At 34.3% G+C, this 20,557-nt stretch carries 18 protein-coding genes, 1 tRNA gene and 1 pseudogene; 11 read left to right on the top strand and 9 right to left on the bottom strand.

Annotated elements, in window-relative coordinates; all coding sequences use genetic code 11:
- The first annotated feature begins 193 nt into the window (after positions 1-193).
- The 8 genes and pseudogenes from AAGD29_RS03525 (at position 194) to AAGD29_RS03490 (ending at position 9,076) form a co-directional block, all read left to right on the top strand.
- Entirely contained in the window at positions 194-1,171 is a 978-nt protein-coding gene (locus AAGD29_RS03525; RefSeq protein ID WP_341758540.1) for an L-threonylcarbamoyladenylate synthase, read from the top strand.
- The gene (gene ftsY, locus AAGD29_RS03520) at positions 1,168-2,079 is read left to right on the top strand and encodes a signal recognition particle-docking protein FtsY (protein WP_341758539.1); all 912 of its coding nucleotides are present in this window, start codon (positions 1,168-1,170) and stop codon (positions 2,077-2,079) included. The genes AAGD29_RS03525 and ftsY overlap by 4 nt, the downstream gene beginning before the upstream one ends.
- Positions 2,080-2,513: 434 nt before the next feature.
- On the top strand, positions 2,514-3,497 hold the full coding sequence (locus tag AAGD29_RS03515) for a Fic family protein (protein WP_341758538.1): 984 nt from the start codon (positions 2,514-2,516) through the stop codon (positions 3,495-3,497).
- A gap of 241 nt (positions 3,498-3,738) precedes the next feature.
- Positions 3,739-5,256 carry a CCA tRNA nucleotidyltransferase gene (locus AAGD29_RS10235; protein ID WP_410521173.1) on the top strand — a complete coding sequence of 506 codons (1,518 nt, stop codon included), beginning with the start codon at positions 3,739-3,741 and terminating at the stop codon, positions 5,254-5,256.
- 209 nt (positions 5,257-5,465) lie between these two features.
- Complete coding sequence (locus AAGD29_RS03505; protein ID WP_341758537.1) at positions 5,466-6,467, top strand: metal ABC transporter solute-binding protein, Zn/Mn family; 1,002 nt, start codon at positions 5,466-5,468, stop codon at positions 6,465-6,467.
- Positions 6,452-7,153, top strand: coding sequence for a heme ABC transporter permease (locus AAGD29_RS03500; protein ID WP_341758536.1), 702 nt, complete (start codon positions 6,452-6,454; stop codon positions 7,151-7,153). Before AAGD29_RS03505 ends, AAGD29_RS03500 begins: the two co-directional genes overlap by 16 nt.
- Positions 7,150-7,470 carry a ferredoxin FdxA gene (fdxA, locus tag AAGD29_RS03495; protein ID WP_341758535.1) on the top strand — a complete coding sequence of 107 codons (321 nt, stop codon included), beginning with the start codon at positions 7,150-7,152 and terminating at the stop codon, positions 7,468-7,470. The genes AAGD29_RS03500 and fdxA overlap by 4 nt, the downstream gene beginning before the upstream one ends.
- Before the next feature lie 153 nt (positions 7,471-7,623).
- A pseudogene (locus tag AAGD29_RS03490) lies at positions 7,624-9,076 on the top strand (IS4 family transposase).
- Positions 9,077-9,282: 206 nt separating this feature from the next.
- Here AAGD29_RS03490 and AAGD29_RS03485 read toward each other — a convergent pair.
- The gene (locus AAGD29_RS03485; RefSeq protein WP_341758534.1) at positions 9,283-10,032 is read right to left on the bottom strand and encodes a TlyA family RNA methyltransferase; all 750 of its coding nucleotides are present in this window, start codon (positions 10,030-10,032) and stop codon (positions 9,283-9,285) included.
- A gap of 61 nt (positions 10,033-10,093) precedes the next feature.
- Positions 10,094-11,671 (bottom strand): lysine--tRNA ligase, encoded by a 1,578-nt coding sequence (locus AAGD29_RS03480; RefSeq protein WP_341758533.1) that lies wholly within the window; start codon positions 11,669-11,671, stop codon positions 10,094-10,096.
- A 135-nt stretch (positions 11,672-11,806) separates the two neighbouring features.
- On the opposite strand from AAGD29_RS03480, the gene AAGD29_RS03475 reads away from it, so the two are divergent.
- Positions 11,807-12,370, top strand: coding sequence for a disulfide bond formation protein B (locus AAGD29_RS03475; protein ID WP_341758532.1), 564 nt, complete (start codon positions 11,807-11,809; stop codon positions 12,368-12,370).
- 328 nt (positions 12,371-12,698) lie between these two features.
- Here AAGD29_RS03475 and AAGD29_RS03470 read toward each other — a convergent pair whose 3' ends face one another.
- The 4 genes from AAGD29_RS03470 to AAGD29_RS03455 form a co-directional block, all read right to left on the bottom strand.
- Positions 12,699-13,658 (bottom strand): cell envelope integrity protein TolA, encoded by a 960-nt coding sequence (locus tag AAGD29_RS03470; RefSeq protein WP_341758531.1) that lies wholly within the window; start codon positions 13,656-13,658, stop codon positions 12,699-12,701.
- A complete protein-coding gene (tolR, locus tag AAGD29_RS03465; RefSeq protein WP_341758530.1) occupies positions 13,648-14,082 on the bottom strand; it encodes a protein TolR in 435 nt (144 codons plus the stop codon). The genes AAGD29_RS03470 and tolR overlap by 11 nt, the downstream gene beginning before the upstream one ends.
- Positions 14,082-14,807 (bottom strand): protein TolQ, encoded by a 726-nt coding sequence (gene tolQ, locus AAGD29_RS03460; RefSeq protein ID WP_341758529.1) that lies wholly within the window; start codon positions 14,805-14,807, stop codon positions 14,082-14,084. Before tolQ ends, tolR begins: the two co-directional genes overlap by 1 nt.
- Positions 14,808-14,966: 159 nt before the next feature.
- A tRNA-Leu gene (locus tag AAGD29_RS03455) sits at positions 14,967-15,051 on the bottom strand.
- A 985-nt stretch (positions 15,052-16,036) separates the two neighbouring features.
- Between AAGD29_RS03455 and AAGD29_RS03450 the strand changes: the two genes are divergently transcribed.
- Positions 16,037-16,771 (top strand): Bax inhibitor-1/YccA family protein, encoded by a 735-nt coding sequence (locus AAGD29_RS03450; protein WP_341758528.1) that lies wholly within the window; start codon positions 16,037-16,039, stop codon positions 16,769-16,771.
- Between the two features lie 322 nt (positions 16,772-17,093).
- Positions 17,094-17,219, top strand: coding sequence for a hypothetical protein (locus AAGD29_RS03445; protein ID WP_341758527.1), 126 nt, complete (start codon positions 17,094-17,096; stop codon positions 17,217-17,219).
- Between the two features lie 541 nt (positions 17,220-17,760).
- On the opposite strand, the gene AAGD29_RS03440 is transcribed toward AAGD29_RS03445, so the two are convergent.
- The 3 genes from AAGD29_RS03440 to ubiG are packed head-to-tail and all read right to left on the bottom strand — an operon-like array spanning position 17,761 to position 20,526.
- Positions 17,761-18,354, bottom strand: coding sequence for a DUF6314 family protein (locus tag AAGD29_RS03440; protein WP_341758526.1), 594 nt, complete (start codon positions 18,352-18,354; stop codon positions 17,761-17,763).
- Positions 18,336-19,742 (bottom strand): glutamate--tRNA ligase, encoded by a 1,407-nt coding sequence (gene gltX / locus AAGD29_RS03435; RefSeq protein WP_341758525.1) that lies wholly within the window; start codon positions 19,740-19,742, stop codon positions 18,336-18,338. The genes AAGD29_RS03440 and gltX overlap by 19 nt, the downstream gene beginning before the upstream one ends.
- 16 nt (positions 19,743-19,758) lie before the next feature.
- Positions 19,759-20,526 (bottom strand): bifunctional 2-polyprenyl-6-hydroxyphenol methylase/3-demethylubiquinol 3-O-methyltransferase UbiG, encoded by a 768-nt coding sequence (gene ubiG, locus AAGD29_RS03430; protein WP_341758524.1) that lies wholly within the window; start codon positions 20,524-20,526, stop codon positions 19,759-19,761.
- Between the last annotated feature and the right edge of the window lie 31 nt (positions 20,527-20,557).

The raw sequence follows: 20,557 nt of genomic DNA, 5'->3' as shown, positions 1-20,557 counted from the left end.
AGGAGTCGTTTTTCGGTTCAATCGTCATTGCGAGGAGCTACTTTAGTGGCGACGAAGCAATCCAGGAAAGTTATTTGGATTGCTTCGTCGCAGCGAAGCTGCTCCTCGCAATGACGTTTAAGTTAGGCGATAAATATATCTCTCTAATTTTGTGTGAGTTGCCTAGGTACATAGGAAGTGGAGGTAAATTTTGATGACAAAATTACCAACTAAATTGACTTATGCAGCAAGTCTATTAGAGGCTGCCAAATTCATAAAACTTGGTAATGTGGTAGCTTTTCCAACAGAAACAGTATATGGACTTGGTGCAGATGCTAGTAACGAACAAGCTTGTCAAAAGATTTTTAAGATAAAAAAGCGTCCAAGTATAAATCCTCTGATTGTCCACGTGGCAACTATGAGGCAAGCTAAAACTATAGGGGAATTTAATGCAGATGCTCTTAAGTTAAGTAATGTCTTTTGGCCAGGACCTTTATCTATTGTTGTACCATTAAAAAGCGGTGCAAATATAGCGGAGTCAGTATTAGCTGGACTGACGACGGTTGCACTTCGTATACCATCACATAATATTGCTTTAGAGCTAATAAGAAAATCTGGCACGGCTATAGCAGCACCTAGTGCTAACCCATCAGGTTATATTAGTAGCACGGCTTTAGAACATGTAAAAGAACATTTTTCAGATGAGAAAGATGTTTTTATTTTAGGTGATAATTTGAATGATTGTAAGTGTCAGTATGGTATAGAGTCCACCATAGTGGACACTACTACTAATAACCTAACTATTTTGCGAGATGGCTTTATAACGAAGGAAGCATTAGAGGAAGTTCTAGGTAAGAAATTAGATAAAACACCTAGCTTGATGCAAATTAAAGCTCCAGGTATGATGCATAAACACTACTCTCCAAAAGTTAGAATAAGGCTGAATGCAGAGAGTTTAGAAGCTAATGAGGTAGGGCTTAATTTTGCTAATAGTAAGCTTGAGGGCAAATTATCGCTTAACTTAAGTTTAACTGGTGATTTAATTGAAGCAGCTAGTAACCTATTTGCCAACCTTAGAATATTGGACAATTATGCGGAATTAAATGGGCTGGCAATTGCTGTTGCTCCCATACCGGAAGTTGCTATTGGAGTTGCAATCAATGATAGACTTAAAAGGGCGGCAATAAAATGACCTCTATATTTACTAAATTAAAACAGGCATTAATCAATAGCTCGGATAAAATATCTTCGGGCATTGATCAAATATTTTATAAGAAAAAGCTAGATGAGCAAACTTTAAATGAGCTAGAAGAGTTGTTAATATCTTCAGATATAACTCCATCTGTTGCGATAGAACTTGTCAGTAAACTAAGATCTATCAAATTTGACAAAGAAGTGAGTAGCTTGGTAATCAAAGAAAAACTTGCCGATATTATTGGGCAATTATTGATAAAAACTAGTAAGCCTTTTGAATTGTATGATAAAAAGCTTAATGTAATCCTAGTTTGTGGTGTTAATGGTTCAGGTAAAACTACTACGATAGGCAAGCTTGCCGCCATTTATAGTGGGCAAGGTAAAAAAGTGGCTATTGCAGCTTGTGATACATTTAGAGCTGCTGCTGTTAGCCAATTATCTAGTTGGGCTGATAGAAGTGGAGCTATGTTTATTACAGGAGAAGAATCAGCTGATCCTGCTAGTGTTGCTTACACTTCTATGCAATCCTCAATAAAAAACGATGTGGATATATTATTTATTGATACAGCTGGCAGGTTACATAACCAAAAAAATCTGATGGAAGAGCTTGGAAAAATTGTTCGGGTTATCAAGAAGATTGATGATACAGCACCTCACCATAGTATATTGGTAATTGATGCTACTACTGGGCAGAATGTATATAACCAAGTCGAACAATTTTCGGCTATTGCTAACATAAAAGGTCTTATAGTTACTAAATTAGATGGTACAGCAAAAGCTGGCGTAATAGTTGGTGTTGTACAGCAATTCACCTTACCGGTATATTTTATAGGGATAGGAGAGAAAATAGATGATTTAAAATCGTTTGATCCGGTTTTATTTGCCAGTAGTTTAGTAGGAAATTAACTATTAAATATAGACAGGGTAATTTAAAAGTCACAATTAATAGTTGTTATAGATATAAATTCAATCACCATCGATGTCATTCCCACGTAGGCGGGAATCCATAATACTTAATAGTCTTTCAAGCTTATTTTTTTAGATTCCCGCCGTTGCTAAGAATGACATCGAGTGCATATTAAGCACTTTTTCCTTTATCTATACTCGATGAAAATCAACAATTGCGTTGTTGTTGTCCAAGACCTGCGGTGCTCACGTACTAATGTACGCTGTGCTCCTCGGCTTGGACACTCCTAGCACTTGTTGATTTTGATCTTCGTCTACCAACTCTTCATTTACGAGCAGTATATTAGGCTTGTAGTCCTACTTTTAAATTACCCTGAATATAGATGATAAAATAATTGTTGAAAAGTATTAAGTGATACTTTATATTTTGCTATATGAAATATGACCTACTAGACAACAAAAAAAAGCAATTGGATAGAATCAGACCATTAACTCCAGAGTTGGTTAAAAACTTGGAGCAGTGGTTTAAGGTAGAGTTGACTTATACCAGTAATGCTATTGAGGGGAATACTCTATCGCGTTTGGAAACTGCTGTGGTAATTGAAAAAGGCTTAACAGTTGGTGGAAAATCGTTAGTAGAACATCTTGAGGCAAAAAATCATGCACAAGCTTTGGACTTAATCCATGAAATACAGCGAAAGAAAATTTGTGAAATTACTGAAAACGATATTTTATCAATTCATGCTCTTATCCTAAAGGGTATCGATGATCATAATGCTGGATGTTATAGACGAGTAGCAGTACGTATTTCAGGTTCAAGGGTAATAATGCCAAATCCAGTAAAAGTACCAAACTTGATGGCAGATTTTATTGCATGGCTAAAATCATCTAAAGATATGCATCCTGCAGCACTTGCAGGAGAAGCACATTATCGACTAGTAACTATCCATCCTTTTTCAGACGGGAATGGTCGAACTGCACGATTGTTGATGAATTTAATTCTAATAATGGCAGGTTATCCACCGGCTATTATTAGACTACAAGAGAGGTTACCTTATATAACATCTCTAGAAATTGCACAACTTGGTGGTTCAAAAGAAGCCTATGAAAAGATTATCTTTAATGCAGTCAATCGTTCTCTTGATATTTATCTTAAAGCAGCAAACGGTGTAAACTCTTCAGATGTAGTATTATCAGAGAAATTATTAAAAATTGGTGAGCTTGCAAAAGCTGTCAGTGAGACTGTGCCGACAATTCGTTTTTGGACTAAGGAAGGTTTGCTTGAAATTGCTGATGTTACTAAATCACGCTATCAGCTTTACTCACCTGAAATGATTGAACAATGTATAGAAATTCAACGATTAAAGAAACAAAAGCTAACACTGAATGAAATCAAGGATATGCTTGTAACTCGATAATCAAGTTTTTTTCTGAAGGCTACAATTCATGGCAGTTTATGTCATCCCCGCGAAGGCGGGGATCTAGTAATGTTTAATAGTCTTTTGGGCTATTTTTTTAGATTCCCGCCGTTGCTAAGAATGACATCTTCTCGGCTTCTTTTCATGACTTTTAAACTGTACTGAATTATATAACTCAATAAAAACTTGATTATCGAGTGTAAGGTCTAATAATGTTTCTCAAAAATAAGGTGTTTCTATAATGCACGTTGTAACAAAAGAATTATCTATCCAATCACGCTATTACAAAGAAATTTTGTCAATACTGAAACTAAATGGAGGGGTGGCTAGAATTGTTGGGGGGGCTGTTCGGGATGCTATTCTTAATGTTGTCAACTACGACATTGATATAGCAACAAATTTATTACCAAAACAAGTAACAGATATTTTATCAAAAGCCAACATTACGGTTATACCAACTGGCATAAAACATGGTACAGTTACGGCTTTAGTAAAGAATGAAAAATTTGAGATTACTACACTTAGAAAAGATATAAAATGTGATGGTAGGAGTGCAGAAGTTATCTTTACTGATGATTTTATGGAGGATGCTACTAGAAGAGATTTTACTATTAATGCCCTCAGTTATTGCCCATTTGAACATAAAATTTATGATTATTTTGGTGGCATAGATGATTTACGACAATCGAAAGTAATCTTTATAGGACAGGCATTTGAACGAATCCAAGAAGATTTTTTGCGTATTTTACGGTTTTTTCGGTTTTCCTGTTATTATGCTGCACAGCTGGATCTAGATGGGCTAAATGCTTGTATTAAACTGAAAGAAAATCTAAGATTATTATCAAAAGAACGGATAAAATGGGAAATGGATAAATTGATTATCTCAGACAATAGTCCTGATATTTTGCAGCAAATGTTTGATAATGGTATATTGCAGATAATATTGCCAGTTAGCCAGTTTGATAAAAAATATTTGTCAGAAGCAATTAGCTTTGGTTCTCTTGAAACGATGTCATTCCTGCGAAAGCAGGAATCTAAAGAAATAGACAGGAAGGGTGTTTTAGATATTCTAGATCCCTGCTTTCGCAGGGATGACATAATGGTGAGTAGGGATAACATAAAGGGAAGCAGGGATGAACGAAGTAGGGACATATACGATGGAACGATGTCATTCCTGCGAAAGCAGGAATCTAAAGAAATAGACAGGAAGGATGTTTTAAACATTCTAGATCCCTGCTTTCGCAGGGATGACATAATGGTGAGTAGGGATGACATACAGGGAAGCAGGGATGACATCGAGGAAGTTCAAATGCCCCTGTCTCTTGCAATTTACACTAGGTATTCACTCTTATTTTATCACATAAAGAACTTATCACTAAGTGATTTACTGAATTTAAAATTTTCCCGGCAAATCGCCGTAAAAATCACTACTATACTTAAAGTTATTAATAGAGAAATAAACGAATTTGTATTAAGAGAAATTTGGTTGGAAAATGGTGATTATTTGCAGTATATAAGTGTTCTAGTATCATTAGGCAAAGTAGATAGAACGGTAGCCAAGAAATTTCTAGATAGATATAGCTCCATTCCCCGTCCAATATTTCCTATAAAGGGTCATGACTTGCAAAAATTAAATATTCATGGTAAAGCTATTGGCATATTGCTGGACAAATTAAAAAAAGATTGGATAGAAAGTGATTTTACGTTTAATAAGAATCAATTACTTAAATTATTACTCGATAATCAAGTTTTTGATTGAGTTATATAATTCAGGGCATTTTAAAAGTCATGAAAAGAAGCTGAGAAGATGTCATTCTTAGCAACGGCGGGAATCTAAGCAATAGACCGAAAGGGTGCTTTAAACATTTTAGACCCCTGCTTTCGCAGGGGTGACATAAACTGCCATGAATTGTAGCCTTCAGAAAAAAACTTGATTATCGAGTATTAGAAAATTATTAGAAAATGACGATGAAAATGAAAATTACTATTAGTGCTAGCATTTTTATTGCTATGATGATGATATTGTTTAATTATGCAGCTTTTGCCAGTATAGATAAAATGAAAATTAGATATCTTTCGAAACTCGCTTATGCTGAGGAATTTAAAGAAGCCACTTCACTGCGAACCGTAGCGTACTTAGATGTACGTGAGGAGCAGAGTACCGGTAGCACGAATAAATTACCAGCAGAAGTAGAGTTTCGAAAGATATCTATTGTTACTAGTATAACTCCGCTAGCAGCTATTATAGCTATGCTAGTTAAAGATCAAGCAAGGATTGTAGCTATTGCCAATAATGATGATTGCCCGCACCATTATAATTTAAAACCTAGTGACCTTAAAAAAGTCAAAGATGCAGATATTGTATTTTATATAGATGAGCAATTTGATGGTTTTGCTGGGAAGCTAATGAATGGTCATAGTAAAAATGTTATTAAAATTAGTAATTTTACGGGGCTGAAAATTATTAGTAATGACTCATATAGTAATTGGCATATTTGGCTTGATTTAGATAATGTAAAAGTAGCATTAGAACAATTATCTAAGATATTAGCGGAACGATTTCCTGAGATTAGTTCAGATATTTACCAAAATCTTGATAAGGCAAAAAAACAAATAGAGAGACTTACGAAAATCAAAAATGAAAAATTAGGACCTTTGACAGATGTTATTTTACTTAGTGATAGTCTAGAATATTTTTTTGATAATAGCCAAAAAAGCGTTGCAAAATTATATAATTCTGATCAAAAAAGCCTTAAATATATCAGTAATCTTGAGCATTTATTAGCTATGTCCAATAGTAAATGTGTATTATTAAGTCTCGAGCAAGATGTTCGAATTTATAAAAATTTTAAAGCAGAGATAGTAGAAGTTGAAAGCGAGAATTGGAGAATAACTGACATTAACGATGATTTATACTATAATCAATATTTAAAAATAATTAACCAAGTAGCTAAATGTTTAAATTACTAAATCCTTATTTTTTTAGTAAGTTAATACAAACCATGATACCATTATTGCTAGTTTCCATGTTGATATTAATGGGGCTGGGGTTATACCAAGCTTTGATAGTCTCACCACAAGATTACCAGCAAGGTGAGATGGTCAGGATTATGTATGTTCATGTGCCAGCTTCTTGGATGGCACTAGGGATTTATACATTTATGGCTATTTGTAGCTTGTGTAATCTAGTGTGGAAGACTAAAATGTCTTTCTTAATGGCGGTGGCCAGTAGTCCTATTGGTGCAGTTTTTTGCCTGATTAGTATGGTTACAGGTTCGTTATGGGGAAAGCCTATTTGGGGAACTTGGTGGGTTTGGGATGCTAGACTTACCTCAATGTTAGTATTATTCTTACTATATTTAAGTTATATAGTAGTTGTTAATAGTGGTGATAATATAAGGCGTGCTGAAAGACCAGCTTCAGTGATTGCCTTGATTGGTTTTATCAATATCCCTATAGTAAAATTTTCGGTAAATATTTGGTATAGTTTACACCAGCCAGCAAGTGTTTTACGGTTAGGTAGTCCGACAATTCATAATTCTATGTTATTGCCCTTAGTGCTAATGTTTATAAGTAGTATACTATATTTTCTATTAGTTTTAGGTTTGAGATCTTGTGTTTTAATAGCCAAATTCAAGGAATATGATAATTCATGACTTATGTTGTTACCGATGAGTGCATAAAATGTAAATATACCGATTGTGTAGAAGTATGTCCTGTCGATTGTTTCTATGAAGGGGAGTTAATGTTGGTGATTAATCCCGATGAATGTATTGATTGTGGAGTGTGCGAGCTTGAGTGTCCGGTTAAAGCTATTAAGCTGGATTCAGAACAGCTGATTGATTGGATAGAGAGAGCTAAATTTTTCTCAAGTATTTGGCCGAATATTACTATTAAAAAACCAGCTCTACCGGATGCAGATAAATATCAAGACGAGGAAAATAAGTTTGAAAAATATATGGGAGGGATCTAATTTGTTATGGATTATTTAATTAATTCGATGTAAGACATTGGTTTAACAACCCCGATGTCACCCTTACTATTACCCACAAAATAACAATGGTGAAAAAGAAGTAAAAATAATATACTGATTTGCAATTAAAATATTACATTGTAAAGGTATAGTATGAGTCAAGAAATAATAAATAATTATTTGACCGAGGAATTTAGTGGAGCTATTTTGGGTGATAAAAGGCTGACAAATAGGTTAATAAAGATAGCTGATAATTTTGCAAATATACCTGAAAGCTCAATTAATCAAGCATGTGGAAATTGGGCAGAAACAAAAGCAGCATATCGTTTTTTTAAAAACGATAATGTTAAGGAATCAAAAATATTAGAAGCCCATATTGCTAAAGCAGTAGAAAGAATCAAAGAGCATGATAAAGTTCTTGTTATACAAGATACTAGTTATATCACATATACTAGTCATAAAAAAACTACTGGATTGGGTGTGTTATCAAGAAAAGAGGGAAAGAATGTTAAAAATATTGAATGTAAAGGTCTGATAATGCATACTGCCTTTGCGGTTGCTACCAATGGATTAGCACTTGGGTTGTTGGATCAAAAGATTCACAATAGACCAGCAGTGCCTGAAGAAATACAACAGTTAAAAAAAACTAGTCATGGTAATGCGGTACATATTAAAGATAAAGAAAGTATGAAGTGGCTTAATGCATTACAGAACACTATTAATGCAACGAATAATAGTAATACCCAAATTATAAACTGTTTGTGATAGAGAAGCTGATATATATGATTTTTTTGAATTGGCACAAGCTCAGAAATCTAAAGTTTTAGTTAGAGCTGCACAGGATAGAGAAATAAATAAAAAGTCAAAATATTCCAAAAAAGATAGACAATATTTGTGGAAGGTAGTATCGGGTTTCCAGTGTGCTGGAGAAATAGCAGTTAAAGATACTAGTCAAGAAAATAAAGCTAATAGGATTAGACATTTGGAAGTTAGATTTGGAAAATTTATAATGAATCCTCCTGTAAACAATGTAAGACATAAAACAGAAACATTGCCAAATTTACCAGTATATGCCATCAATGTTATTGAGCGTCGTCCCCCTAGTGGAACAACACCATTAGAATGGATGTTACTAACCAATATAGTTATCAATAATTTTGAAGAAGCTATAGAGAAAGTAAGATGGTATTGTTTAAGATGGAGAATTGAAATTTTTCATAAAATTTTAAAATCTGGATTTAGGGTTGAACAATGTAGACTTGCAACAGGAGAAAGATTAATAAAATACTTGACAATCATGAGCATAATTGCTTGGAGAATTTTTTTTATTACTTTAATTGGCAGAACTAATCCTAATCTACCATGTAGTGTAATATTAGCTGAAGAAGAATGGCGAGTTTTGTATGTAAAGATACACAAAGCAGCTCCCCCTAATAATACAATTCCTACAATAAAAAATGCTATAATATGGGTTGCTAAATTGGGTGGGTATTTAGCAAGAAAAAATGATCTAGAGCCTGGTCCTATTGTATTGTGGAGAGGATGGCAACGGTTATTTGATCTAGTTCAAGGTTATCAATTAGCTAACTCTAATATTTGTGGGTAATAGTAAGGATGTCACCCCTGCGTAGGCAGGGGTCTAAAAAAGTAGCCAAGAGAACTATTTAGACTTTTCTAGACCCCTGCTTTCGCAGGGGTGACATCGGGGGAATCAGGGAATCTAGAATGCCTGAAACACTCTTCCTGTCTGCTTCTTTAGATTCCGCTACTTTCGCAGAATGACATCGTTTTATCGTATTTTGAATCAATTAATTATAGTTTTTTGTTACGCTGTCCATAAATTAAAAACTCCTGATTGCCTTTTGCCCCTAAAATAGGGCTGGGTATTATCCCGTATATATTAAAGTTATGGTTTGATTCTAGCCATTGTTGAATATGGTTACATACTCTTTGGTGTAAGAGTTGGCTTCTGACAATTCCACCACTCCCGACTTCATCCTTTGCTACTTCGAATTGTGGTTTAATTAGGGCAACTAGACTACAATTATCTTTTGCTAGGCCAAATGAAGTGGGTAATATAGTGGTAAGACTAATGAAGCTGGCATCACAAACGATAAGGTCTAGTGGTAAGCTAATTTGCTCAACTGTCAGATAGCGGGCGTTAGTTCTTTCAATTACTGAAATTTTAGGATTATTACGCAATTTATAATGTAGTTCACCATATCCTACATCTACTGCAAAAATCTTTTTGGCATTTCTACGGAGTAAAACCTCAGTAAAACCACCAGTGCTAGAGCCTATATCTAGACAAACTAAATCTTGTGGATCAATATTGAAATGGTCTAGAGCAGCAATTAATTTTAATGCACCTCGTGATACATAATCATGTACTGGGTGTTTTATAATAATATCAGGAGTATCAGCCAATATTCCTGTACCTGGTTTGGTATTTTGGTACTGGTTGATATATACTTTGCCTTGCACTATTAAGCTTCGTGCTATGTTAATATTATCAACTAATTTGGATTCTACTAGATACTGGTCAAGTCTTATTTTTTTCATAAATCTTCATAGTAACTTAAACCTGAGTTCGATGTAACAGGCTTGATGTCATCAACTAGGGCTAAATTAATTTCTGTTGAATCAAATTTATAGAGTCCTTAATACCAAAAAGTTTAATAAAAGACCCAAGCCTTGGTCCTTCAGTTTGCCCAAGTAATATTTGATATAATTCTTTAAAATAATCTCTTAAATTATTATAACCATGCTTATTACCAATATCATAAATTTTTTCTTGGATTTGTTCGGAAGTAATATCTCCCGGCAAAACATCTAACATAGAGATAATGTCTTGTAAGATAATTTTCTGCTGATCATTAGGAATTAAATAGCACTTATTAGCTTTAATAAAGTCATTATAATAACGAGTGGCAAAATCGGTTAAATGATCAAGGTACGGGGCATTTTGTTTCGTTGCACTCGGGGCGTACTTACTGATAAATCCCCAAAGTACCGATTTATCTTCAGGATTGCAAACCGATGCGAGGTTTAGCAATAAGCTAAAACTAATGCCAAAAGTTCCGATATTAGGCACATTCCCATGATGAATATGATGTACTGGATTTGCGAAACGCTTTACTTGATCTAGTTCTAAATGATATTTTTTATTGAAGGTAATATATTCATCAACATTTTTAGGTATCACATCAAAATGTAAACGTTTGGCTCTTGTTGGATTTTGGTACATAAATAACGACATACTTTCCACCGGTGCATATTGCAGCCATTGATCAACAGTAATGCCATTGCCTGTAGATTTAGAGATTTTCTCTCCGCTTTCATTAAGAAATAATTCATAAAAAAATTGTACTGGTGGGATTCCCTCTAAGATTCGACAAATCCCAGAATATAAGCCAGCATTAGGCATATGCTCCTTGCCATACATTTCATAGTTAACTTGCAAGCCAGCCCAGCGCATACCAAAATCGGGTTTCCATTGCAGTTTACAATGTCCCTTTGTCACAGGAACTTCCACAAACTTCCCTTCATCGTCTTTATAGGTAATAGTAGCGGCTAAGCGATCGATCTTTGCAATAGGTACTTGTAGTACAATACCGGTTTTTGGACAAATTGGCATGAAAGGTGAGTAGGTGGCTTTTCTTTCCTCTCTAAAGCTTGGTAACATTAGAGCCATTATTTCATCATATTTGTCTATGACTTTAAGCATCATCTGATCAAATAAACCGGATTTATAACATTCTGTACTACTAAAAAATTCATATTTAAAGCCAAACCTATCTAAAAATGAGCAAAGCTTAGCGTTCATATAATGTCCATAACTTTCACATTCACCAAAAGGATCGGGAATAGATGTTAAAGGCTTACCAATATGTGATGCCACCATATTAGGATTTGGGATATTATTTGGGACTTTACGCAAACCATCCATATCATCAGAAAAACAGATAATCTTAGTTGGGATATTGGATAGTTGTTTAAATGCTTCTTGCACCATTATAGATCTAGCAACTTCTGCAAATGTACCTATATGTGGTATCCCTGACGGTCCATAACCAGTTTCAAATAATACATAACCTTTAGCTGGAGTTTTGTTACCCAGTTGATCTAATATTTTTTTTGCTTCTAAAAAAGGCCAAGCGTTTGATTTAACGGCATTTTCTAAAATTTCTAATTCTGACATCTATATATTCCATGTAGTTTGATTATACCCACTGAGATTATACGTATACTTGGTTTTCTGTAAACTTATAAATTATCTCTTGAGTTTTTGGTAATATTCCTAGACAATAGCGAGTTAAAAAAATAATATTTACTTATGCTAATTTCTTCTATTGTACATTTTTTTCACAAAGATAGTTTTAGAGTTTTACATATAACTCTAGTTTGTACGTGCATTTTTGCCTTATCTTTGGCTTATTTTGTCGAATATATATTACATTTTTCACCTTGCCCTTTGTGTATTTATCAAAGATTCCCATATTTATTTATAATCAAGATTTCAGTTGTAGCGATTCTTATCAAGAAAATAAGCAAATATACTTTATTTTTTATCGTTCTAAACTTATTAGGTGCTTGCATATTAGCAGGCTATCATAGTGGAGTGGAAAGAGGGATATTTGAACCAAGTAGTCTTTGTTCAACTTTAATCCATATTCCAAAGCACTTATCCATCCAAGATATTAAAGAAATATTTTATAGCCAACCTATTGCGACTTGCACAAAACCAGCAGTTAAATTATTTGGTATATCTATGACAGAATGGAATTTACTACTAAACCTATCTTTATTATTTGCCGTCCTCTTTATTTGGTTTTATCCTAATCCTACAGTTGTAGTTACTACACAGAGCTGTCATTCCCGCGTAGGCAGGAATCTATAATATTTAATAGCCCTTGCAGGCTATTTTTTGGATTTCCGCCTACGCGGGAATGACAGCGTTTTGACGTTAGTACTACAACTGTAGTACTAATCCCAAATCCGAAAATTAATACTAATATAGAGGAAATTTGACTAGCACTAAGTATAAATCTTAAAAAATATAATAATTCTTCAAATATACTCGATGAAAATCAAGAATTACGTTGTCGTCTTCAGGGATCTTCGGTGCTCACGTACTAAATGTACGCTCCGCTCCTCGACCCTTCGACTCCTAGCACTTCATAATTTTGATCTTCGTCTATCAACTCTTCATTTACGAGTAGTATATTTTACATACTTGGATCAAAAAGAAAATTAAATTCTTTCCAGCTATTGTAACGCTGAGGGTCTAGATTATTAATAGGACTTGCTTGCCATACTGCCCTCATTGCACTGTTAGATAGAGCGTCACAAGCTATTTTTGTTATATTTGGGCATATTGTTTCTTTGACTTTTACTTCTTTGACACTGCCATCTTGATTTAAAGCTATATACAAAGTTACCCGTAGCTGCTCAAGGTTTTGTATCCCAATAGGTTTGTTCCATACTCTCTCTATTTGTTGTTTAATTAAAGATATTTCACTGATGGAAAGAGGCAATGTGTTATCGTAAGGACCTTTTGATTCTTGGGTTTCTTTATTTTCTTTGGATATAGCTTGTTTATTTGATTTTGCACTCGACCCTTCAGATGATTGTTCTAAATTTTTAATCAAAGAATCTAAGTCACTTTTATTAGGAATTTTCTTTTTTTTCTCGAGTGCCTTCTTTGTGTCTACAGGTTTTTTTTCTTCTGCAGGCTTCTTCTCTTCTATAGGCTTTGTTTCTACAGGCTTTGTATCTATAACCTTCTTTTCTTCGATAGGAAGCTTGTCTTCAAGAGGCTTCTTCTCTTCTATAGGTTTTTTATCTATAACCTTCTCTTCCTTGATAGGAAGCTTGTCTTCTAGAGGTTTCTTTTCTTCTAGAAGTTTTTCTAGAGGCTTCTCTAAAGGTTTCTTCTCTTCTGTATCATCAGGTTTGCTTTGTTCTACTTTTTTTGTATCTTGATTTTCTATAGCTTTTTCAGACTGTTTTATTTTATTGGGTACATTAGATTTACTATTAATTGGTAACATTTCAAAAACTATTACTTGTTCTTCAGGAGGTTTTTTAAACAATGATGGAAGACCAAATAAGAAGAAATATATTATTAGTAAATGAAGTACTACGGAGCAAATAAAAGAAATAGAAAAAAAATTATTATTTTTCATTATATTTAATATTTGAAACTAGTGCTACCTTAGAAAAGCCTGCTGCATGGATTTCAGATACAACGCTAACTACCTCGCCATATGGCACATTTTTGTCACCTCTTACAAAAATTCTAATATCTTTTTTTTCTTTTGTAATATTAGTTAGCTTAGTAGCTAAATTTTGTCTCTCTATTTTAGATTCCAATAAATATAATTCTCCTTTGTTGTTAATACTAATCACTAACGGTTCATCTTGCCCTGACAGTGGGCTAGAAGTTGTTTCTGGTAAATCAACATTAATACCGGATACTAGCATTGGAGAGGTTATCATAAAGATGATCAATAGCACTAACATGACGTCAACGAGTGGTGTAACATTGATCTCACTGACTAAATTACGTCTAAATCTTTGATTGTTTGAATTTGGTAATTGTATAGCCATTACATTTTCCCTTCATCTATGGCTCTTGATAGTATAGAACTAAGCTCATTAATGAAATCATCAATTTTGTTATTAATCTTAATTATTTGTGAAGAAAGGTAGTTATAAAAAATCACCGCCGGAATTGCCGCAAATAGACCTATTGCCGTTGCAAGTAGAGCTTCTGCAATGCCAGGAGCTACGATAGCAAGTGAGGTATTTTTTGATGCTGCAATAGATTGAAAACTATGCATAATCCCCCAAACAGTACCAAATAACCCTATAAATGGTGTACTAGAAGCAACAGTTGCCAAAAAACCTAAATTTTGCTCTAATCTTTCAAGTTCACGATTCCTTATCAAGTACATAGATTGTATTATTCGCTCTTTATGGCTAATTTTAAGTGCATCAGTGAGGTTGTTAGGATTTTGGCGTTTACATTCGTTCATAGCTGCTACAAAAACTGCGGCAAGAGGATTATTCATTGTTCTTTTAATAGTTTCATATAACTGATCTAAAACTGCTCCAGACCAAAAAATAGCTTCAAAAGTTGCAATTTTCTTTCTTATTTGAACTAAATGAACTATCTTATCTATAATTATTGTCCATGCCCAAATTGAAGCAATTACCAAAATTATCATAACAGATTTTCCTATAATATCAGTGGATGATATCATAGAGAAAATTGATGAACCACTTTGTGCTGTAATTTCTACAACATCATTAATATTGTTATGTGTACTCATTGGATGTAACTAACCTTCATTGTCTAAATATTGTTTTTGTATATATTTGAATGTGTCTTCAAATTAGCTTCGTGAATAACCTGAATTCGGTATAACATTACTTTGACATCAACCCTCACTGGGATAAGTCTAGCTTTCAAATTGCCTTGGTCACAATGATGGTACCTCTGGCCGGACTTGAACCAGCACGCCTTTTGAGCTGTAGATTTTGAGTCTACCGTGTCTACCATTCCACCACAGAGGCATTAAATCCCTAAAAATTAGATCATATTTTTTTAAGTTTTGTAGACAAAATAGCAATATCTTTGTATCATGTAAACAACTAAATTACCTGAGCTTATCAGGGTAATTTAAAAATTGCAACTAATAGTTGGTATTTACCTCAGAATAATTTAAAAATTAGGCTGTAGGGCTTGTAAAGTAAGGGATACAGCTTTCAATATACCCTCGATAATTCGATGTCATTTCCGCGTAGGCATTGTCCACGTGGATCAAAAAGCCAACGTAAGTAATGGTACTTACAGGATCAAAAATGATGTCATTCTTAGCAACGGCGGGAATCCGTATTCTTAATAGCCTTTCAGGCTGAATAATAAATATTAATCTAGGAAACTAAATTATAAATTTTTCTCTCTAACCTGAATTCGATGTAATACCATTTCCCATTATTAACTACGCTAATACTACAGTTGTAGTTACTGCCCGGAGTTGTCATTCCCGCGTAGGCGGGAATCTAAAAAAATAAGCCTGAAAGACTATTAAACATTATTAGATCTCAGCTTTCGCTGGGATGACATCGTTTTGACATTAGTACTACAACTGTAGTATTAGTGTAGTTAATAATGGGAAATGGTATAACTTGTTACATCGAACTTTCGTGTTATATATAGAAACAATCAGGTTTGAAGCGGCTGCCCACCTGATTGTTAAAATATAACACTCCATTCAATATGTGATTTTAATTATTAAAATCACATATTGAATGATGGAAAAAGTTAAAATGCACTCGCGTCAGCCGTTTCAAGAGTGCATTTTTCCTATAATAAAGCCAGTTCGATATAAGAATTATTAATTCTTATATCGAACTGAGGTTCTCTAATCTTTTCTTTGCTTTTATAAGCGTTTCATGATAATTTAAATAAATATTTCACAATTTTCTTCTTGAAAAGAAAAGGTATGAAGCTTATACTATTATAGTATAAATAATAACATGATTCATGGGGTTTCTTATGATTGATTACACCAAGACTTTTACTGCTACTCAGAAAACATATGATGTTGGACTGAGAGAATACATGCTGAAAGTCTATAATTATATGGCTTTAGCTCTTGTGCTAACTGGAGTAATGGCTTTTGCTACTATATCATTTGAGCCATTAACTAGGCTTTTATTTCAAGTTGAAGCAAATGGACAGTTCATGGGCTATACCGGTTTGGGAACGTTGGTAATGATTTCTCCTGTGGGAATTGCTTTGTACTTTTTTATGGGATTTGGCAGGATGAGTCTAGATACTACTAAAGTATTGTTTTGGGTTTATGCTGCTTTAACTGGTATGTCTTTGGCATCCCTCGGGTTTATCTATACAGGAGAGTCAATTGCTCGAACTTTCTTTATTTGTTCATCTGTTTTTGGTGCAATGAGTCTTTATGGGTATAGTACCAATAGGGATTTGACATCAATGGGTTCATTTCTTATCATGGGATTATTTGGTCTTATCATTGTATCGCTAGTCAACATGTTTTTGCAAAGCTCAGCTATATATTTTGCAACGTCTCTCATTGGGGTTGGTATATTTATGGGTATTATTGCATGGGATACTCAAAAAATTAAGTCTATGTATTTTATGTCTGGAGGTGGAGAGTTAGGACAAAAAATGTCTATAATGGCTGCTTTTAATTTGTATTTAGACTTTATTAATTTGTTCTTACATCTTCTAAGATTCTTTGGTAGTAGAAGAAACTAGTACTACAGTTGTAGTTACTACACAGAGCTGTCATTCCCGCGAAGGCACACTGGTATTTGGTTTAAGTTGGCGACACGTCACATCCTAGACAAGTGAGAGCCTTCGGTGCGAACGCTCGAGTCAGAATTCTCGAAACTTCAAATTGTCGTAAGGCTGATTTGTAAATTTTACTTAACCTCAATTTGATGTAAGACATCGGTTTAATAGCCTAGGATGTCACCCCTGCAAAGGTAGTGGTCTAAAAAAATAGCATAGAGAGCTATGTTATATAGTTTTAGATCCCTGCCTACGCAGGGATGACATAAAGGAAAGCAGGGATGACATGTACGATGAAACGATGTCATTCCTGCGAAAGCAGGAATCTAAAGAAATAGACAGGAAGGGTGCTTTAGATATTCTATATCCCTGCTTACGCGGGAATGACATAATGGCGAGTAGGGTGGCATAATGGCGGCGGCAGGGGTGAAATTACCCATAATGGCGATGATTACTTAAGCCTACTATTAATTTATTACATCGATACTTGAGGTTATTTACGATAATTTACGCTAACTACCTTACCTTACGCATGGCAAAAAGTCATAGAGAAAATAGCCTAGAGTCATTGCGAGGAGTCACTTTGGTGGCGACGAAACCCCAATTCGGGATAAGAATTAGTTAATTCTTATCCCGAATTCGCGTGACGAAGCAATCCAATAAATGTGGATTGCCACAACCACTACGTGGTTTCGCAATGACGTTTGATGTTCTTAATAATTACTTATTTCAACTCCAAAGTGTGACTTTTTAATTACCCTGTAGGTGGGGGTGATATCGAAGGTACGGTAATGTTATATTATATCTCTTTCGAAACTCTACTTCTGCTGGTAATTTATTCGTGCTACCGGTACTCTGCTCCTCATGTACATCTCAGTACGCTGCGGCTTCTGCGTTCCGTGGCTTCTTTAAATTCCTCAGCATAAGCGAATTTCGAAAGAGATCTATTGAATTCAGGATATTCTAGTAAAACTAGTTGTTATCGTATAGTTTTTGTTAGGGCCTAAAACTTTATAACTCAGTTCAAAAGAATTCTTATTCAAGAATGTGTAATTAGCTTGGTAAATATCCAAGTTGCACTGATGTGTACCTTCAGCCTGAAAAGGAGTATTAGAGATAAAATGTAATTGGTAAAATAAACTATTGTTATTTTCATTAAAAAAATATTTAACAATTTTGTTTTGCTCTAGAGAGTATAGATACTCCTTAAAAGCTTTCACCTTATTGGTATTACCATAATATTCAACATCAAGCTCCTCTCTGTATAATATACGTGAATGAGGTGAGTATATATGTTCTTTATCTTCTATAAAGTAAGCGATTCCTTTAGCTGTACCATAATTGCCTAAAATTCTCGTAATAGCATATGTTCCAACTAGGTTGTGAAATATACTAAAGTGATCCTCCGAATTGGCTCTTGCAAATACTTGCGGGGTATTCGCGTACTCATGCACTTCATGTACGCCTAGTCTGCTCACCCCTTGTTTATTGTTCCCATTCATAGGATCATTTAAGTCTATTCTTTTTATTAAATCATTTGAGTACATTTCAATCTAGCAATAGCATTTTCTTTACCAATTATGGCGATAATTTCAAAAATACTTGGAGAAGCAGTCATGCCTGTTATTAGAGATCTAATGGATTGCATGAGATCTGCAAGTTTAATATTATTATTCTTGGCTATTTCTTTAAATTTTATTTGAATTGAGTCTTTATCACAATTTTGTAAATTTTCTAATTCCTCAATAACTTGGTTAAGTAAATTTTTATCACAATTTTTGATTATCTCTTTGGCTTCCTCAGAGTAGATAATAGGAACGTTAATCAAGTAAATCTTGGCTAGTTCAGCTAATTCGACTAAATTTGTGCTTCTTATTTTCAAGTTTGGCATTGCTTGCTTAATATATTCCGTTTCTTCCGTGGTAATTTTATAAGTTTTTTGCAAACTCTTACAAATCATTTTTGTTAATAGCGTAGCATCAAGCTGACGTAGATAATGAGCGTTTAAATTATCCATTTTGGCAAAATCAAGACGAGAAGGCGATTTGCCAAGTCCTTCAAGGCCAAACCATTCTATAGCTTGTTGTCTTGAAATAATCTCATCATCTTTGTGACTCCATCCTAACCTTAGTAAATAATTACACAAGCTCTCGGGTAAATATCCCATATCTTGGTATGCTTTTATTCCAAGAGCTCCATGTCTTTTAGATAATTTTGCCCCGTCATCACCATGTATTAACGGTATATGTACCATATGTGGTACATACCAACCAAAGGCTTGATAAAGTAGGATTTGACGAGCAGCGTTAGTTAAATGGTCATCCCCCCTGATAATATGGGTAATCTGCATATCGTGGTCGTCCACTACTACCGCCAACATATAGGTGCTACTTCCATCGCTACGTAACAGCACCATATCATCTAGGTGGGAGTTTTCAATAGTAACATCCCCTTGTAAAGCATCATGGATAGTTGTATAGCCAGTTCTTGGAGCTTTCAGTCTAATCACTGCTTTTGTGGATTGGTAACCTTTCGGAAAGTTAGCAGGATCAACATCTCGCCAAGGGCTTTGAAATAAAAAATGTTGTTTATTAGCTATAGCATTATCTCGTTGCCGATCTATTTCTTCTTGAGGCGTAAAACAATAATAAGCTTTTCCTTCATCTAGCAATTTCAGAGCTGCTTTTTTGTATAAATCATTTCTTTTAGACTGAAAAACCACTTCACCGTCCCAGTCTAAACTAAGCCATTTCAAACCGGAAAATATAGCATCTACTGCATCTTCGGTTGATCTTGTTTTATCAGTATCCTCAATTCGAAGTAAAAATTTGCCATTATGGTGTTTGGCAAATAAATAATTAAACAATGCTGTCCTTGCCCCACCAATATGCAAGAAGCCAGTAGGGGAGGGGGCGAATCTGGTAATTATAGTCATAGTATTTCCTTTAAAGTCAATTCGCGTAATTCAGGGCGAGTTCTGCAAGAGGTCTAGTTAAATAAGCAAAATAATTTACCTCTATATCATCACTCAACTGCCAACTTCTATTGACGATATTATAGGTTAAGCCCTTAAGCTCTTTAAGCTCTATGTTATTTTTACTAAACATAGAATAAATTTCAGATGGTTTAAGAAATTTACTATGGTCATGGGTTTTTTTTGGTATCCAACTAAGCACGTATTCTGCCATCAAAATAGCTAACATATAAGCTTTTACAGTACGGTTAATTGTTGAAATTATAATCATGCCATTTGGTTTTACTAAACTAGCAAGGTTTTTTACAAAATCACTAGGATTGTCTATATGTTCTATGACTTCTAAGCATAGTACCACATCATACTGTTTGCTATTTGAGTATACTAATTCCTCAGCAGTCGATTTAAAATATTGTATATTCAAATTTTCTTCTTCAGCATGCTTCATCGCAATATCTATATTACTTTGTAGTGCATCTATGCCAGTGACTGTGCCATTTAGTTTACAGAGAGCAGAGGTAATTAATCCCCCGCCACATCCTACGTCTAAAATATCTAATTTTGAAGGTAGTACTACATCATCATCTATATTAAAATGATATTTTATCTTATCTATTATGTAACCAAGACGAATAGGATTTATTTGATGAAGAATTTTAAACTCTCCATCTTCCTGCCACCACCCGCTAGAAATTTTACTAAACTTTTCTAGTTCTATTTGATTAATAGAAGATTTTGTAGACATATTTCTTCACTGGTTATAGAATCCATTCCTA

Source organism: Candidatus Tisiphia endosymbiont of Ditula angustiorana (assembly GCF_964026425.1).
Lineage (GTDB): Bacteria > Pseudomonadota > Alphaproteobacteria > Rickettsiales > Rickettsiaceae > Tisiphia.
The sequence above is the reverse complement of the archived record's forward strand: the minus strand, read 5'-3'. Positions and strand labels throughout refer to the sequence as shown.

Bases quoted from the DNA above. Each gene is read 5' to 3' on its own strand.
- AAGD29_RS03445 (WP_341758527.1), top strand. From the start codon at position 17,094: ATGTACGATGAAACGATGTCATTCCTGCGAAAGCAGGAATCTAAAGAA.
- AAGD29_RS03485 (WP_341758534.1), bottom strand. From the start codon at position 10,032: ATGAAAAAAATAAGACTTGACCAGTATCTAGTAGAATCCAAATTAGTT.
- AAGD29_RS03475 (WP_341758532.1), top strand. From the start codon at position 11,807: ATGCTAATTTCTTCTATTGTACATTTTTTTCACAAAGATAGTTTTAGA.
- AAGD29_RS03450 (WP_341758528.1), top strand. From the start codon at position 16,037: ATGATTGATTACACCAAGACTTTTACTGCTACTCAGAAAACATATGAT.
- ubiG (WP_341758524.1), bottom strand. From the start codon at position 20,526: ATGTCTACAAAATCTTCTATTAATCAAATAGAACTAGAAAAGTTTAGT.
- AAGD29_RS10235 (WP_410521173.1), top strand. From the start codon at position 3,739: ATGCACGTTGTAACAAAAGAATTATCTATCCAATCACGCTATTACAAA.
- gltX (WP_341758525.1), bottom strand. From the start codon at position 19,742: ATGACTATAATTACCAGATTCGCCCCCTCCCCTACTGGCTTCTTGCAT.
- fdxA (WP_341758535.1), top strand. From the start codon at position 7,150: ATGACTTATGTTGTTACCGATGAGTGCATAAAATGTAAATATACCGAT.
- AAGD29_RS03440 (WP_341758526.1), bottom strand. From the start codon at position 18,354: ATGTACTCAAATGATTTAATAAAAAGAATAGACTTAAATGATCCTATG.
- AAGD29_RS03470 (WP_341758531.1), bottom strand. From the start codon at position 13,658: ATGAAAAATAATAATTTTTTTTCTATTTCTTTTATTTGCTCCGTAGTA.
- AAGD29_RS03515 (WP_341758538.1), top strand. From the start codon at position 2,514: ATGAAATATGACCTACTAGACAACAAAAAAAAGCAATTGGATAGAATC.
- ftsY (WP_341758539.1), top strand. From the start codon at position 1,168: ATGACCTCTATATTTACTAAATTAAAACAGGCATTAATCAATAGCTCG.
- tolQ (WP_341758529.1), bottom strand. From the start codon at position 14,807: ATGAGTACACATAACAATATTAATGATGTTGTAGAAATTACAGCACAA.
- AAGD29_RS03505 (WP_341758537.1), top strand. From the start codon at position 5,466: ATGAAAATGAAAATTACTATTAGTGCTAGCATTTTTATTGCTATGATG.
- AAGD29_RS03525 (WP_341758540.1), top strand. From the start codon at position 194: ATGACAAAATTACCAACTAAATTGACTTATGCAGCAAGTCTATTAGAG.
- AAGD29_RS03500 (WP_341758536.1), top strand. From the start codon at position 6,452: ATGTTTAAATTACTAAATCCTTATTTTTTTAGTAAGTTAATACAAACC.
- AAGD29_RS03480 (WP_341758533.1), bottom strand. From the start codon at position 11,671: ATGTCAGAATTAGAAATTTTAGAAAATGCCGTTAAATCAAACGCTTGG.
- tolR (WP_341758530.1), bottom strand. From the start codon at position 14,082: ATGGCTATACAATTACCAAATTCAAACAATCAAAGATTTAGACGTAAT.